The sequence below is a fragment of the Pseudomonas sp. LB3P14 genome (genome assembly GCF_054898045.1).
In genome coordinates this window covers 126,514-142,197 of sequence record NZ_CM142714.1, presented here as the reverse complement: position 1 = coordinate 142,197, position 15,684 = coordinate 126,514, and the positions used below count along the sequence as shown (strand labels likewise).

The 15,684-nt window shown below is 60.8% G+C and carries 11 protein-coding genes; 2 read left to right on the top strand and 9 right to left on the bottom strand.

All coding sequences use genetic code 11. The annotated features are described in order from the left end of the window. Positions 1–34: 34 nt before the first annotated feature. The 7 genes from ACYZT5_RS00665 to leuC all read right to left on the bottom strand — a co-directional run bounded on the left by ACYZT5_RS00665 (position 35) and on the right by leuC (position 9,582). A complete protein-coding gene (locus ACYZT5_RS00665) occupies positions 35–2,791 on the bottom strand; it encodes a FimV/HubP family polar landmark protein (protein WP_462049341.1) in 2,757 nt (918 codons plus the stop codon). Positions 2,792–2,999: 208 nt separating this feature from the next. Then, the gene (locus ACYZT5_RS00660; protein ID WP_462049340.1) at positions 3,000–4,010 is read right to left on the bottom strand and encodes an aspartate-semialdehyde dehydrogenase; all 1,011 of its coding nucleotides are present in this window, start codon (positions 4,008–4,010) and stop codon (positions 3,000–3,002) included. A 238-nt stretch (positions 4,011–4,248) separates the two neighbouring features. Further along, positions 4,249–5,361, bottom strand: a complete 1,113-nt coding sequence (gene asd, locus ACYZT5_RS00655) for an aspartate-semialdehyde dehydrogenase (protein WP_462034247.1) — start codon at positions 5,359–5,361, stop codon at positions 4,249–4,251. A 69-nt stretch (positions 5,362–5,430) separates the two neighbouring features. Beyond that, positions 5,431–6,513 (bottom strand): 3-isopropylmalate dehydrogenase, encoded by a 1,083-nt coding sequence (leuB, locus tag ACYZT5_RS00650; protein WP_462034246.1) that lies wholly within the window; start codon positions 6,511–6,513, stop codon positions 5,431–5,433. A 72-nt stretch (positions 6,514–6,585) separates the two neighbouring features. Further along, positions 6,586–7,353, bottom strand: a complete 768-nt coding sequence (locus ACYZT5_RS00645; protein ID WP_462049339.1) for a class I SAM-dependent methyltransferase — start codon at positions 7,351–7,353, stop codon at positions 6,586–6,588. A 155-nt stretch (positions 7,354–7,508) separates the two neighbouring features. Continuing rightward, a complete protein-coding gene (leuD, locus tag ACYZT5_RS00640) occupies positions 7,509–8,153 on the bottom strand; it encodes a 3-isopropylmalate dehydratase small subunit (RefSeq protein ID WP_201188647.1) in 645 nt (214 codons plus the stop codon). Between the two features lie 10 nt (positions 8,154–8,163). Continuing rightward, on the bottom strand, positions 8,164–9,582 hold the full coding sequence (leuC, locus tag ACYZT5_RS00635; protein ID WP_462049338.1) for a 3-isopropylmalate dehydratase large subunit: 1,419 nt from the start codon (positions 9,580–9,582) through the stop codon (positions 8,164–8,166). Between the two features lie 153 nt (positions 9,583–9,735). Between leuC and ACYZT5_RS00630 the strand changes: the two genes are divergently transcribed. Next, positions 9,736–10,626 (top strand): LysR family transcriptional regulator, encoded by an 891-nt coding sequence (locus tag ACYZT5_RS00630; protein WP_462049337.1) that lies wholly within the window; start codon positions 9,736–9,738, stop codon positions 10,624–10,626. Positions 10,627–10,691: 65 nt separating this feature from the next. Next, a complete protein-coding gene (locus ACYZT5_RS00625) occupies positions 10,692–13,970 on the top strand; it encodes an EAL domain-containing protein (RefSeq protein WP_462049336.1) in 3,279 nt (1,092 codons plus the stop codon). Positions 13,971–14,074: 104 nt separating this feature from the next. On the opposite strand, the gene ACYZT5_RS00620 is transcribed toward ACYZT5_RS00625, so the two are convergent. Further along, positions 14,075–15,034: a tRNA dihydrouridine synthase gene (locus tag ACYZT5_RS00620; protein WP_150655386.1), complete on the bottom strand. Its 960-nt coding sequence runs from the start codon at positions 15,032–15,034 to the stop codon at positions 14,075–14,077. Positions 15,035–15,204: 170 nt separating this feature from the next. Continuing rightward, entirely contained in the window at positions 15,205–15,654 is a 450-nt protein-coding gene (locus tag ACYZT5_RS00615; RefSeq protein ID WP_074875220.1) for an acyl-CoA thioesterase, read from the bottom strand. Positions 15,655–15,684 lie beyond the last annotated feature (30 nt).

The following is a 15,684-nucleotide window of genomic DNA, read 5'->3' as shown; positions in this document are numbered from 1 at the left end:
TGGGCTGCCGTTTTGTTTACACCTTACCGATCAGTCAAGCCAGACGCGAAAGCATTTCCTTGGCTTCGCTCTTCTGACCGTCATCACCCTCGGTCACCACCTCGTTGAGGATGTCCCGGGCGCCATCGGCGTCGCCCATGTCGATGTAGGCCTGGGCCAGATCGAGTTTGGTCGCGACTTCGTCGGTGCCGGAAAGGAAGTCGAATTCCGGCTCGTCGGCTGCGGAGGCCATAGCGTCTTCCGCCGTGAAGGTCGGCTCGCCAAGGCTCTGCGACAGACGATCCAGCTCGGCGTTGACGTCATCCAGCTCGGCTGCGAAAGCATCCGGAACGTCAGGGGCGTCCATTTCGTCAGCCAGCGACAGGTCGAAATCGGCTGGCAGCTCCAGATCGTCCAGCGCAACCTCGGGAACAGCCGGCGCTTCAGCGGCAGGTAGATCCAAGTCCTTGACGCCGTCATCCAGGCTCAGCAGGAAATCGTCTTCGGCCAGGGTCGCCGGCGAGGCATTGCCACCGAGATCCATATCCAGGTCAAAGTCCGACAGGTCATCGAGGCTTTCCTTGATGTCGGTCTGCTGCTGCAACACCGACTCGAAGCTCAGGTCGTCATCCAACGGGAACTCGTCCAGCTCAGCCGCAGACACTGGCTCTGGCTCTGCTTCTGCTACTGCTTCTGCTTCTGGTGCAACCACTGCCGGCGAGGCAGTTTCCAGATCATCCAGACTCAAATCGAAGGCACTGTCGAAGTCATCGGGCTCTGCCTGTGCCTCTGGTGCAACCACTGCCGGAGCGGCCGTTTCCAGATCATCCAGACTCAAATCGAAGGCGCTGTCGAAGTCATCGGGCACTGCCGGTGCCGGCGCTTCAGGCTCGTCCAGCAGCAGATCCTTGACGTACTGCGCGTCCAGTTCGGCAGCGATCGCAGCAGCTGCGATACCACCGGCTGCCGCAATGACCATGGCCGGGAAGCGGCTCTTGAGTTTTTCGACCTGAGCAAAGTTGTCACCGTTGGCCACCAGTTGGCGTTCCTGGGCAACGAATGCATCGCGGTCGCCTTGCTGACCGTAGACTTCCATCAGCTTGAGGCGCAGGTCACTGCGTTGTGGCTCTTGCTTGATCCCGTCTTCCAGCAAGGCAGCCGCCTGATTCAGACGACCGGCAGTGATGTGCGACTTCGCCTTGCTCAATACGTCGTCATCGCGCTCGGCAGCAGGCGATACCAGTGGCGCGGCGATCGGCGGGGTTACCACAACCGGAGCGATCACCGGAGCCGGTGCGGGTGCCGGGACTGGTGCAGGCGGTGGTGTTGGCGCGGTAGCAAGCTTCACGCTTGGCGGCGGCACGTCCAGGTCTTCGAAGATGCTTTTCGGCAGGTCGCGGTCAGCGGAGAACGCCTGCTCCTCGGCCAAGTCACGGGCCATGCGCAAATGCTTCTCGGCTTCTTGCTGGGCTTTGCGGCGACGCGCCAGCAACAGCAGCAACAGCAGCAGAACCAACGCACCGCCGCCCACCAGGCCAAGCAGTACCGGATTGGTCAGCAGCTCGTTGAATTTTTGATCCTGGGACGCTACAGGCGTCGGCTCGATTGGCTTCTCGACCGGAGCCGGCGTGGCCTCAGGCGCAGCAGCAGCTTCAGGTGCCGCCGGAGCCGCATCCGCAGGCGTTGCCGCAGGGTTGGCCGCCAATTCGGCTGACATCGCCGGAGCGGTCGCAGCAGCCGGTGCGCCCGCGGCACCTTCAGCCTGCAATTTGGCCAGTTGATTGTTCTTCAGTTCGATCAGTCGTTGCAGCTTGTCCAGCTGACTTTGCAGATCGGTCATGCGGCCTTTCAGTTCGGCGTTGTCACGACGGGTCGTGTCCAGGCTTTCCCGGGTCACGGCCAGCTTGTTGCTCAAGTTCTTCGCATCACCCCCGGCGCCTTTGCCACCGGCCTTGCCGGACTCGGCAGAGACCAGGCTCAGGTTGTCTTTCGCCGTTTGCGACGAAGTGCCTTCACCGCGAGCGCGCTTGGTGGCATCGAGCTGCTGCTGTCCGGTCCCGGGCTTCGCCACGTAGCGACGACCCTGACGCCACGCGGTGTTCTGCGCGGAGACTTCAGCAATGGCCTTCGGTTGCGGCAGGCTGGTGCTCTGTGCCTGATCCGGCAAACGCAGCACCTGACCGGTTTTCAACCGGTTGATGTTGCCGTCGATAAAGGCATCCGGGTTCAACGCCTGGATGGCCAGCATGGTTTGCTGGACCGAACCGCCACTGCGCGCCTTCGCGGCGATTTCCCACAGGGTATCGCGCGGCGTGGTGGTGTATTGGGACGGCGTGGTCGCGACGGTCACTGGCGCGGTGACGGTTTGCGTCGGTGCAGGTTGCGCAGCCGCATCAGCGGTTTGCGGCGAGAATTTGGACGGATCGAGCAGCACGCTGTAATCGCGCAGCAGACGACCGTTGGGCCACATCACTTGAACCAGGAATTTCACCATGGGTTCCGAGAGTGGTTTGCTGGACGTCACACGCAGGATGCTTTTACCGCTGGCGTTGAGCACCGGGGTAAAGGTCAGGTCATTGAGAAACGCCTGGCGGTCGACACCGGCCTTGGCGAAATCTTCGGGCGAAGCCAGGCTCGGCACCACTTCAGCAGCGGTGAGGTCCTTGACGTCGAGCAACTCGATTTCCGCCACCAGGGGCTGGTTCAGCGTCGACTTCAGGGTCAATTCCCCGAGCCCGAGGGCATGCGCCATACCGGAGGACAGCGCCGAGGCGGCCGCTATTGCTAACACCAGTTTGCGAACTTGAACCATAGCCTCATCCTTTGTTTGAACATTCCTCGGCCAGCGAGAAGGTGTTGATAGCCGCTGCCTTAAGGCATTGCGCGCGGCGGCGAAAAGTCGTCGCGCGCGATCGTTTCATTCATGCCCCGGAAAGCCCCGGAGGGTGGCTCGCCTTCAGCAGTCCAGCCAAGCATAGCGCCCGGCTGGATTCATTCGAAAAATTGTTGCCAAGTATCTTTTACACAAGGTCTTTTATCAACAATTCAGCCACCTGCACAGCATTGAGCGCGGCGCCTTTGCGTACGTTATCTGACGTCAGCCACAAATTAAGTTCCGACGGGTCGTCGATCCCGCTGCGAACCCGACCAACGTAGACTACGTCCTGCCCTACCGCATCGCCTACCGGTGTCGGGTAATCACCGGCTTCCACCAGCTCGATACCGGGCGCGTCTTCCAGGGCGGCGTTGATTTTCGCCAGGTCGATGTCGCTCGCTGACTGCAAAGTCACGTTAAAGCTATCGCCAAAAAACACCGGGGCTTGAATGCAAGTGACGGAAATCTTTAATAAAGGCAGTGCCATGACCTGACGCAGTTCGCGCACCAGACGTTTTTCCAGCAGCGTATGTCCCTGGTCATCGGGCTTGCCAACTTGCGCCAGCAGGTTGAAGGCCATCTGTCGATCGAAGAAGGTCGGCTCCAGCGGACGCACGTTGAGCAGCTCGGCGGTTTGCCGGGCCAGCTCGGTGACGGCTTCGCGACCTTGGGCAGACACGGCCAGGCTGGCGGTCAAGTTGATGCGTTGCAGGTCGAGCAAACCGAGCAGCGGCGCAAGCACTACCGCCAGCGTGGTGGCCGAAGGGCTTGGACTGCTGACCTGGAACGGTTTTTTCAAACCGGCCAGGATTTCGGCGTTTGCTTCAGGCACTACTTGCGGCGCCTGATGAGCCGGCAAGGCGCCGGACAGGTCGATCAGCGAGCAACCGGCCGCCGTGGCACGCGAAGCGAAACTCAGGGTCACCGCCGGTCCAGCAGCGAAGAACACCAGCTGGACTTTACTGAAATCGAACTCATCGACTTCCCGCACCCGCACGTTCTTGCCGCGAAAAGGCACCGAATGCCCGGCCGATTCGCTGCTGGCGAGCAGGTGCAGATTGCCGACCGGGAAGTCGCGCTCTTCGAGAATCTGCACGAGCGTTTCGCCGACAGTACCGGTGGCGCCGATCACGGCAATATCAAAGGACTGGCTCATGGTTCTACCTCTGGCGAAACGGGGGGAGCGGCACTTTACCGGGTGGTTGGCATGCAGGCAATTCGCGCCCACCCCGATCGTTCCCACGCTCTGCGTGGGAATGCCGCCCTGGACGCTCTTGAAACTGTGACGCGGAGCGTCACGGGATGCATTCCCACGCAGAGCGTGGGAACGATCTGTGGGTATAAAAAAACCCGCACCTCTTTCAAGGCACGGGCTCTTTGTTTACTTCAATCGATCAACGCTCAAGCAGGATCCGCAGCATGCGACGCAGCGGTTCGGCCGCGCCCCACAGCAGTTGGTCGCCGACGGTGAACGCGCCGACGTACTGCGTGCCCATGTTCAGTTTGCGCAGACGGCCAACCGGTACGTTCAGGGTGCCGGTGACTTTCGTCGGGCTCAGTTCCTGAATGCTGACGTCACGCTGGTTCGGCACCAGTTTGACCCAAGGGTTGTGCTGGCTGATCAGCCCTTCGATATCGGCGATCGGCACGTCTTTGTTCAGTTTGATGGTCAGCGCCTGGCTGTGGCAGCGCATGGCGCCGATGCGCACGCAGATGCCGTCGACCGGGATCGGGCTCTTGAAGCGACCGAGGATCTTGTTGGTCTCGGCCTGGGCCTTCCACTCTTCGCGGCTCTGACCGTTCGGCAGTTCCTTGTCGATCCACGGGATCAGGCTGCCGGCCAGCGGTACGCCGAAGTTTTCAGTCGGGTACGCGTCACTGCGCATGGCTTCGGCGACACGGCGGTCGATGTCGAGGATCGCGCTGGCCGGGTCGGCCAGTTGATCGGCGACAGCAGCGTGGGTCGCGCCCATTTGCTTGATCAGTTCACGCATGTTCTGCGCGCCGGCACCGGAGGCCGCCTGATAGGTCATGGCGCTCATCCACTCCACCAGACCGGCTTCGAACAGACCGCCCAGGCCCATCAGCATCAGGCTGACGGTGCAGTTGCCGCCGATGTAGTTCTTGGTGCCCGCGTCGAGCTGCTGGTCGATGACCTTGCGGTTCACCGGGTCCAGCACGATCACCGCGTCATCCTGCATGCGCAGGCTGGAAGCGGCGTCGATCCAGTAACCCTGCCAGCCGGCTTCGCGCAGCTTCGGGAAGACTTCGCTGGTGTAGTCGCCACCCTGGCAGGTCAGAATCACGTCGAGGGTTTTCAGCTCTTCAATGCTGTAAGCGTCCTTGAGCGGAGCAATGTCCTTGCCCACGGACGGGCCTTGGCCACCGACATTGGAAGTGGTGAAAAACACCGGCTCAATAAGATCGAAATCCTGCTCTTCCAGCATCCGCTGCATGAGCACGGAACCGACCATACCGCGCCAACCGATCAGACCTACACGTTTCATCGCAACTACACCTTCTTTAAAAAGTGGGCCGCTGCTTTCAAGAGTGAAAGTTGCAGCGGGCCCAAGAGATTACAGATTCCGCAGCGCGGCGACTACTGCGTCGCCCATTTCCTGCGTACCGACTTTAGTGCAACCGGCCGACCAGATGTCGCCGGTGCGCAAGCCTTGGTCCAATACCAGACTGACGGCCTTCTCGATCGCATCGGCCGCATCCTGCAGATTGAAGCTGTAACGCAGCATCATCGACACCGACAGAATGGTCGCCAACGGGTTGGCAATGCCTTTACCAGCGATGTCCGGCGCCGAACCGTGGCACGGCTCGTACATGCCTTTGTTGTTGGTATCCAGCGACGCCGACGGCAGCATGCCGATGGAACCGGTGAGCATCGATGCCTGGTCGGACAAAATGTCGCCAAACAGGTTGTCGGTGACGATCACGTCGAATTGCTTGGGTGCACGCACCAGTTGCATGGCGGCATTGTCGACGTACATGTGGCTCAGTTCGACTTCAGGGTAATCCTTGGCCACTTGCTCGACGATTTCACGCCACAGTTGGCTGGAAGCCAGTACGTTGGCCTTGTCCACCGAGCACAGCTTCTTGCCGCGCACCATGGCCATGTCAAAACCGACACGGGCGATACGGCGGATTTCGCTTTCGCTGTACGGCAGGGTGTCGTAAGCCTGACGCTCGCCGTTTTCCAGGGTGCGGGTACCGCGTGGCGCGCCGAAGTAGATACCGCCGGTCAGTTCACGGACGATCAGGATGTCCAGGCCAGCAACGATTTCAGCTTTCAGGCTGGAAGCCTCGGCCAGTTGCGGGTACAGGATCGCCGGACGCAGGTTGCCGAACAGGCCCAGTTGCGCACGAATCTTCAGCAGGCCGCGCTCAGGGCGGATGTCACGCTCGATGGTGTCCCATTTCGGGCCACCCACAGCGCCGAGCAGTACAGCGTCGGCGGCGCGGGCACGGTCCAGGGTTTCGTCAGCCAGCGGCACGCCATGCTTGTCGATGGCAGCGCCGCCGATTACGTCGTGGCTCAGCTCGAAGCCCAGGCTGTACTTGTCGTTCGCCAGCTCCAGCACCTTGACCGCTTCGGCCATGATTTCCGGGCCAATACCGTCACCTGGGAGAATCAGAATCTGCTTGCTCATGCTTTCCTCATGTCATCAGTCGGCGTGCCCTGGGGTCGCGGGTTAGCCGGGAAAAAGTCTATCGCTCGACGTTTATCGTTCAGCCATCAGCACCAGTACATCTGTACTGAACGAACCATCGGCCTCAATCTCAAAATATTCGCGTACTTCGTTGCCCATCGACTGTTGCAACTCGCGGATCGCCGCGCGCATCACCTCTGGCGTGCGCATGCGCTCGATCCAGGACGTGTACTCCAGACGCAGCCGTTGACGCGTGGTGCTGCGGGTATGCAACCCCGCTTCGCTGACCTGACGCAACCACTCGCCGGCGGAATAATCGCGCACATGGCTGGTGTCGCGCAGCACTTCGACACTTTGCAGGTAAGTGTCGAACAATGGACTGCCCGGTGACAACACATCGATGAACGCCGCCACGCCGCCCGGCTTCAGCACCCGACGAACCTCCCGCAGCGCCAGGCCGAGATCGCTCCAATGGTGCGCCGAATAACGGCTGAAGACGAAATCGAACTCGCCATCGGCGAATGGCAACCGCTCAGCGGCGCCCAATACCGTGGACACATTGCTCAGGCCGCGATCGACGGCAGCACCGGCCACCACGTCGAGCATCTGCTGCGACAGGTCGTAGGCCACCACTTCTTTCACCCGTTCCGCGACGTGGAAACTGACGTGACCGGCGCCGCAGCCCAGGTCCAGCACACGGGCATCGCCCTGCCCTGCCAGTTCAGCCTGTAGCAGCGCGAATTCGGTGCCCTGAGCGTGTACGGCGCTGCTCAGATAGGCCGCGGCTTGCTCACCGAATTGCTTTTGTACGACTTGGCTGTGCTGGGCGGTGCTGGTCATATGGACTTCCTTTTTGGGGTGAGTCTTGTGGTGTCTGGGCGGGCCTCTTCGCGGGCAAGCCTCGCTCCTACGGTTGAAATGCATTCCCCTGTAGGAGCGAGCGGGCGGCGATCCGACTTGCCCGCGAAGGCGTCATCCGGCCTTACGCAAAATCATCAAACGTCGCGAAACAACCAAGGCTGGCTCGCCCGGTGTTTGCTTTCAAACGTTGCAATGGCTTCATGGTCCTGCAAGGTCAGGCCGATGTCGTCCAGGCCGTTGACCAGGCAATGCTTGCGGAACTCGTCAAGTTCAAAGCTGTAAACCTTGCCATCAGGCCGGGTTACGGTCTGGGCTTGAAGATCGACCGTCAACTCGTAACCCGGATTGGCTTCAACCTGCTGGAACAGCTCATCCACCTCAGCGTCGCTCAAGATGATCGGCAGCAAACCATTCTTGAAGCTGTTGTTGTAGAAGATGTCCGCATAGCTCGGCGCGATGATGCTGCGAAAACCGTACTCTTCCAGCGCCCACGGCGCGTGTTCGCGGCTGGAGCCGCAACCGAAGTTCTCGCGGGCCAGCAGCACGCTGGCGCCTTGATAACGCTCGGCGTTGAGGACGAAGTCCTTGTTCAGCGGACGCTTGGAGTTGTCCTGGTAGGCATAGCCCACGTCCAGGTAGCGCCATTCGTCAAACAGGTTCGGACCAAAACCGGTGCGCTTGATCGACTTCAAGAACTGCTTCGGAATGATCTGGTCGGTGTCGACGTTGGCACGGTCCAAGGGTGCGACCAAACCGGTGTGTTGGGTAAAAGCTCTCATGTGCGGTTCCTCAGATCAGTTCGCGAACGTCGATGAAACGACCGTTGACGGCAGCCGCCGCGGCCATGGCCGGGCTGACCAGGTGAGTACGACCACCGGCGCCCTGACGCCCTTCGAAGTTGCGGTTGGAGGTCGAGGCGCAATGCTCGCCCGACTCCAAACGGTCCGGGTTCATCGCCAGGCACATCGAGCAACCCGGTTCACGCCACTCGAAACCGGCTTCGAGGAAAATCTTGTCCAGGCCTTCGGCCTCGGCTTGTGCCTTCACCAGGCCCGAGCCCGGCACCACGATGGCTTGCTTGATGGTCGAAGCGACTTTACGGCCCTTGGCGATCACCGCCGCAGCGCGCAAGTCTTCGATCCGCGAGTTGGTGCAGGAACCAATGAATACGCGGTCCAGCTGAATATCGGTGATCGCCTGATTGGCGCTCAAACCCATGTATTTCAAGGCACGCTCGATGGAGCCGCGTTTGACCAGGTCCATTTCCTTCGCAGGATCGGGAACGTTCTGATCAACCGCCAAGACCATCTCGGGCGATGTGCCCCAGCTGACTTGAGGCTTGATTTGAGTGGCATCGAGCTCAACCACGGTGTCGAACACGGCGTCAGCGTCGGACACCAGGTCTTTCCAGGCTTCGACCGCCATGTCCCATTCCGCGCCTTTCGGGGCGAATGGACGACCCTTGACATAAGCCACGGTTTTTTCGTCGGCAGCCACCAGGCCTACGCGAGCGCCGGCCTCGATGGACATGTTGCAGATGGTCATGCGGCCTTCGACGGACAGGTCGCGAATGGCGCTGCCGGCGAACTCGATGGCGTGGCCGTTACCGCCGGCGGTGCCGATTTTGCCGATCACCGCGAGCACGATGTCCTTGGCCGTCACGCCGAACGGCAATTTGCCTTCGACCGACACCCGCATGTTTTTCATTTTCTTGGCGACCAGGCACTGCGTGGCGAACACGTGCTCGACCTCGGAAGTCCCGATGCCGTGGGCCAATGCGCCAAACGCGCCGTGAGTCGAGGTGTGCGAATCGCCGCAGACTACGGTCATGCCCGGCAAGGTGGCCCCCTGCTCCGGACCGATCACGTGAACGATGCCCTGACGCACGTCATTCATTTTGAATTCAGTGATGCCATATTCATCGCAGTAGTCATCGAGGGTCTGAACCTGCAAACGCGAGACCTGGTCGGTAATCGCTTCGATGCCGCCCTTGCGATCCGGTGTGGTCGGTACGTTGTGGTCCGGGGTCGCGATGATCGAGTCGACGCGCCAAGGCTTGCGCCCGGCCAGACGCAGGCCTTCGAAAGCTTGGGGCGAAGTCACTTCATGGATGATGTGGCGGTCGATATAGATCAGCGACGACCCATCGTCGCGCCGTTTCACTTCATGGGAATCCCAGAGCTTGTCGTAAAGCGTTTTGCCGGCCATCAGACGGTCCTCATCAGCTTGCTTCTATTTTCTATGCCTTGGGTCGTGCACGGTTCAATAACCCCTTGGCTTGTGAGGTCGATCCTAGGGGGTTACATTAAATAACTCAAATTCATATTTTTTATGCTTTGGATAACCAACTGGAATACTGCAATGGACCTCGCCAACCTCAATGCTTTTATCGCGATTGCCGAGACCGGGAGCTTCTCCGGCGCTGGCGAACGGCTGCACCTGACGCAACCGGCCATCAGCAAGCGCATTGCCGGGCTGGAGCAGCAATTGAAGGTGCGCCTGTTCGATCGCCTGGGCCGTGAAGTCGGCCTGACCGAGGCCGGTCGCGCCTTGCTGCCGAGGGCCTATCAGATTTTGAACGTGCTGGACGACACCCGCCGCGCCCTGACCAACCTGACCGGCGAAGTGTCCGGCCGCCTGACCCTGGCCACCAGCCACCACATCGGTCTGCACCGTTTACCCCCCTTATTAAGGGAGTTCACTCGACGTTATCCACAGGTGGCACTGGATATTCAGTTCCTCGATTCGGAAGTGGCCTACGAAGAAATCCTCCATGGCCGCGCCGAACTGGCCGTCATCACCCTGGCACCGGAGCCCCACGCACTGGTCAAGGCCACGCCGGTGTGGGACGACCCGTTGGACTTCGTGGTCGCCCCGGAGCACTCGCTGATCAGCAACGGCCCGGTCAGTCTGGCGGACATTGCTCTGCATCCGGCGGTATTTCCTGGCGGCAACACCTTTACCCACCACATCGTCCGGCGCCTGTTCGAAGCTCAAGGCCTGACGCCGAACATCGCCATGAGCACGAATTATCTGGAAACCATAAAGATGATGGTCTCGATCGGCCTGGCCTGGAGTGTGTTGCCGCGCACCATGCTGGATGATCAGGTTGCGCGAATACCTTTACCGGGCATACAACTGACTCGCGAGCTAGGCTATATCCTGCACACAGAACGGACGCTGTCGAATGCGGCACGGGCCTTCATGGCTTTGCTGGATGCACAAATCGATCTGCCAGGGACTCTCGGCTAAGCTGTGCTACTTCTTATAGGGCCTCGAGTTTCTGAACCTGCACCCCACTCAGCCAAGGCTTGCCCATGCCGAAATCTGTTGACCGTGTTCCGCCAATGCCGCGTATACAGGCGCTTGACCCAAAACGGTCCGAGCAGAGCTGGGAAAGCGCCCCACAATTGCTGGCCGCCCTCAACGGTGCACGTCTGGGCGCCTGGTATTGGGACATCGAGCGCGGGCAGATCAGTTGGTCGCGCGGTACCCAGGCGCTGTTCGGCTTCGATCCCCGGCAACCGCTGCCGGCGGACCTGGAATACCTCGACTTGCTGCCGCCAGAGGATCGGGCGAAAACCATTCGCGCCTTCGACGCGGTGATCGCCGGCGCTCCGCTGGAACAGGCGATGCACCACCGCATTCGCTGGCCCGACGGCAGCCTGCACTGGCTGGAGATCAATGGCAGCCTGCTGCCGGACAAACACGGCCGGCCACGGATGATTGGCGTCATCCGCGAAATCACCCACCAGCGCCAGCGCGAACAGGCGTTGAGCAGCTCGGAAAAGCGCTTCGCCACACTGTTTCACCTGTGCCCGAACATGGTCCTGCTGACCCGCCAGGAAGACGGCCTGATTACCGAAGCCAACCAGTATTTTGAAAGCCTGTTCGGCTGGCCCGTGCAAAACGCCATTGGTCGTACCACCGTGGAACTGGGCCTTTGGGTGCACCCGGAGCAACGGGCGCAACTGGTCAAGGCCACCATGGCCAAGGGCGAACTGGTCAGCATGGAGGTGCAGTTTCGTGCCAGCAATGGCCAAGTCCATGACGGCATTCTCAGCGCACAAAAGGTCGAGCTCGAAGGCCAGCCCTATCTGCTGAGTACGTTTCTGGACACCACCGAACGCAAGGCCGCCGAGCTTGCCCTGAAAGACAGCCAGGAGCGGCTCGACCTTGCTCTGGATTCGGCGCAACTCGGTACCTGGGACTGGCATATCCCCAGCGGCATGCTGTACGGCTCGGCACGCGCCGCCCAGTTACACGGGCTGGAAGCCATACCGTTCCATGAATCCTTCGACGAGTTTTTCGAAGGCGTGCCCGACGAAGAGCGTGGCACCATGCGTGACGCCTATCGCAGCCTGCGAGAAGGCCCGGCCGGCAATTATCAACTGACCTACCGCGTGCAACTGCCGGACGGCAGCTCGCGCTACCTGGAAAGCCGCGCCCGACTCTATCGCGATGACAACGGTGTCCCGCTGCGCATGGCCGGCACGCTGCTCGACATCACCGATCAGGTGGAGCGCGAGCAGCTGCTGGTGGCGTCCGAAGAGAAGTTTGCCACCCTGTTCCAGGTCAGCCCGGACCCGATTTGCGTGACCCGTCAGGACACCGGCCAATTCATCGAGATCAACTCCAGCTTCACCCAGACCTTTGGCTGGAGCGCCGCCGACGTGATTGGCCGCGGCGCCGACGAAATCGGTCTGTGGGACGCGTCGGCGAAAAGCCTGCGACGGATCGAGCAAGTCATCCGTGAACAAGGCCTGAACAACGTGGCAATCCTGGTTCAGCACAAAGACGGACAATCCCTGACCTGCGTGATTTCCAGCCGCCAGATCAGCGTCGGCGACCAGCCGTGCATCGTCACCACCCTGCGCGACATCACCCAGCAACAACGCTCGGAAGCGGCACTCAAGGCCAGCGAAGAGAAGTTCGCCAAGGCGTTCCACTCCAGCCCCGACGCCATCACCATCACCGAGCGCGACACCGGGCGTTATCTGGAGGTCAACGATGGTTTCTGCCGCCTGACCGGCTACCGCGCCGACGAAGTGGTCGGCCGCACGGTGTATCAGGTCGGCATCTGGGCCGAAGAAAAACAACGCTCGGCGCTGCTCGCCGAACTACAGATCAAGGGCCGGGTGCATCACCAGGAAATGCTCGGGCGCAATAAACGCGGCGAGCTGCTGACCGTCGAGGTCTCGGTAGAACCGATCACCCTGAACGAAACCGCTTGCCTGCTGCTGACCGCACGGGACGTCAGCCTGCTGAAAAACGCTGAAGCGCAAATCCGTCACCTGGCCTACCACGACCCGCTGACCAACCTGCCCAACCGCGCGCTGCTGATGGATCGCCTGAGTCAGCAGATCGCTCTGCTCAAGCGCCACAACCTGCGCGGCGCGTTGATGTTTCTCGACCTCGATCACTTCAAGCACATCAATGATTCGCTCGGTCACCCGGTGGGCGATACCGTGCTGAAAATCATCACCGCGCGCCTTGAAGCCAGCGTGCGCATGGAAGACACCGTCGCCCGCTTGGGCGGTGATGAATTCGTGGTATTGCTCAGTGGGCTCGAAGGTTCGCGCAACGAGGTCAGCGAGCAGGTTCGGCAGTTGGCGGACACCTTGCGTGAACTGCTGTCGGAGCCGATGTTCCTCGACGGACAACGCCTGCAAGTGACGCCCAGCATCGGCATCGCGCTGATTCCCGATCACGGCTCGACCCCGGCCGACCTGCTCAAACGTGCCGACATCGCCCTCTACCGGGCCAAGGATTCAGGCCGCAATACCACGCAGATGTACCACAACACCATGCAGAAGGCTGCGAGCGAACGCCTGCGCATGGAAACCGACCTGCGCCTGGCCCTTTCCCGGGGTGAGTTCCGCGTGCACTACCAACCTCAGGTGGACGCCCGGAACGACCGCATCGTCGGTGCCGAGGCGCTGGTACGCTGGAACCATCCGAAACTCGGCGCGCAATCGCCCACCGAGTTCATCAAGGTGCTGGAGGACAGCGGACTTATTCTGGAAGTTGGCACCTGGATCATCGACGAAGCCTGCAGCGCCTTCAAACAGCTGATCGTCAAAGGCCTGGTCGACCCGCTGGACTTCAGCCTGTGCGTGAACATCAGCCCGCGGCAATTCCGGCAGAACGACTTCGTCGAACGCATCGAACACAGCCTCGACAGCCACGGCCTGCCCTGCTCGCTGCTGAAACTGGAGATCACCGAAGGCATCGTGATCCAGAACCTGGAAGACACCATCAGCAAAATGCGTCGCCTGAAAAAACTCGGCGTGAGTTTTGCGATGGACGATTTCGGCACCGGTTATTCCTCGCTGACCTACCTCAAGCGTCTGCCGGTCGACACCCTGAAAATCGACCAGTCGTTCATCCGCGACGCCACGACCGACCCCAACGACGCCGAGATCATCCGCGCCATCGTCGCCATGGCCCGCAGCCTCGAATTGAAGGTGATTGCCGAAGGGGTGGAGACGCCGGAGCAGCTGGAATTTTTGCAGGGGCTGGGCTGCCATTTTTATCAGGGATATTTGCACAGCCCGCCGCTGCCGGTGGAGGATTTTCAACAGTTGCTCAAATGACGCGAACCTTGCAGCTGCCGAGCATGCGTAATGCTTGAAATCATCTGAATGACGGGCACAAAAAAGGGCGCCATTGGCGCCCAGGACAGTTTGATCAATTGGATTCAGGCGGCTTCAGACACCTGTAGACCCAGTAAACGCGAAACCTGATCCAGTTCGGTCTCACGACGCAGGACGGTGAACAGCTCGACCGCTTCGGGATAATTGCGGGTCAGCATCGCCAGCCACTGCTTCAAGCGACCCGGCGACTGGCGTGGCGTCATCTGCGCCTTGGCCTGCAGCCAGAAGTCCTGAATCAGCGGCAGCAGCTCGGCCCAGGTCATCTCGACGACGTCCTCACCGGCCCGCGCCGCCGCGATTTGCCGCGCCAGGTCCGGGCGCGAGACCAGACCGCGACCGAGCATGATGTCTTCCACACCGCTGATTTCGCGGCAACGACGCCAGTCTTCGACGCTCCAGATATCACCATTGGCGAACACCGGCACCTTGACCACGTCCTGCACCCGCGGAATCCATTCCCAGTGGGCCGGCGGTTTGTAGCCATCGGTCTTGGTCCGAGCATGAACGACGATGTGCGCCGCGCCACCTTCGGCCAGGGCCGTGGCACACACCAGCGCACCGTCCGGACTGTCGAAACCTAGGCGCATCTTGGCGGTCACTGGAATGTGCGCCGGAACGGCACGACGGACATGTTCGACGATCTGGTTCAGCAGCTCAGGCTCTTTGAGCAGCACCGCGCCGCCACGGGATTTATTGACGGTCTTGGCCGGGCAGCCGAAGTTCAGGTCGATGACTTCGGACCCCAGCTCGCAGGCCAGGGCGGCGTTTTCTGCCAGGCATACCGGATCGGAACCGAGCAGCTGTACCCGCAGCGGCACGCCGGACGCGGTCCGCGCGCCGGTCAGCAGTTCAGGGCCGAACTTGTGGTAATAGGCAGGCGTGAGCAGTTGATCGTTGATCCGAATGAACTCGGTCACGCACCAATCGATACCGCCCACACGGGTCAGTACGTCCCGCAGGATGTTGTCGACCAACCCCTCCATGGGCGCCAAAGCAATTTGCATGAAAAAACACACTCAACGAAAAACGTGCGGCAGTTTACTGGATTGCGCGGAAAATCTGCAGAACATCGCAAATTCCCTGTGGGAGCGAGCCTGCTCGCGAAGGCGGCTGAACATTCAACATTGATATCGACTGACACGCCGCTTTCGCGAGCAGGCTCGCTCCCACATTATTAGATTTTGGTTGTATCCAACACCTGCAACGCCGGGCCGTAACCTTCGATGAACTCCGCTGGCATGCGCTTGGGCTTGCCGGTCGACAGCTCGATGCAGACGAAGGTGGTTTGCGCCCGCAGCAACGTGGTGTTGTCGCTGGGTCGCTTCAACTGGAAGTGGCGGGTCATTTTCAGGCGCTGGTCCCAATCGACGATCCAGGTCGCCAATTGCAACTCATCGCCTTCATAGGCGGCCGCCAGGTAATCGATTTCGTGCCGCACCACCGCCATCGCCCGGTCCAGCCGACGATACTCGACCAGGTCCAGGCCAAGCCGCTGGGAGTGGCGCCAGGCACAGCGTTCGAGCCAGGTCACGTACACCGCGTTGTTCGCGTGCCCCAGCCCATCGATGTCCTCTGCGCCTACTTCCAGATCAATGATAAATGGCGTTGCCCGATCCCAGCCCATGCCCCACTCCTGGTCAGAAAATTTTGACCG

Excerpts from the sequence above, each read along its gene's own strand:
- ACYZT5_RS00645 (WP_462049339.1), bottom strand. The coding sequence starts at position 7,353 with ATGACCAGCACCGCCCAGCACAGCCAAGTCGTACAAAAGCAATTCGGT.
- ACYZT5_RS00620 (WP_150655386.1), bottom strand. The coding sequence starts at position 15,034 with ATGCAAATTGCTTTGGCGCCCATGGAGGGGTTGGTCGACAACATCCTG.
- ACYZT5_RS00625 (WP_462049336.1), top strand. The coding sequence starts at position 10,692 with ATGCCGAAATCTGTTGACCGTGTTCCGCCAATGCCGCGTATACAGGCG.
- leuB (WP_462034246.1), bottom strand. The coding sequence starts at position 6,513 with ATGAGCAAGCAGATTCTGATTCTCCCAGGTGACGGTATTGGCCCGGAA.
- ACYZT5_RS00615 (WP_074875220.1), bottom strand. The coding sequence starts at position 15,654 with ATGGGCTGGGATCGGGCAACGCCATTTATCATTGATCTGGAAGTAGGC.
- ACYZT5_RS00630 (WP_462049337.1), top strand. The coding sequence starts at position 9,736 with ATGGACCTCGCCAACCTCAATGCTTTTATCGCGATTGCCGAGACCGGG.
- ACYZT5_RS00660 (WP_462049340.1), bottom strand. The coding sequence starts at position 4,010 with ATGAGCCAGTCCTTTGATATTGCCGTGATCGGCGCCACCGGTACTGTC.
- leuD (WP_201188647.1), bottom strand. The coding sequence starts at position 8,153 with ATGAGAGCTTTTACCCAACACACCGGTTTGGTCGCACCCTTGGACCGT.
- asd (WP_462034247.1), bottom strand. The coding sequence starts at position 5,361 with ATGAAACGTGTAGGTCTGATCGGTTGGCGCGGTATGGTCGGTTCCGTG.
- ACYZT5_RS00665 (WP_462049341.1), bottom strand. The coding sequence starts at position 2,791 with ATGGTTCAAGTTCGCAAACTGGTGTTAGCAATAGCGGCCGCCTCGGCG.
- leuC (WP_462049338.1), bottom strand. The coding sequence starts at position 9,582 with ATGGCCGGCAAAACGCTTTACGACAAGCTCTGGGATTCCCATGAAGTG.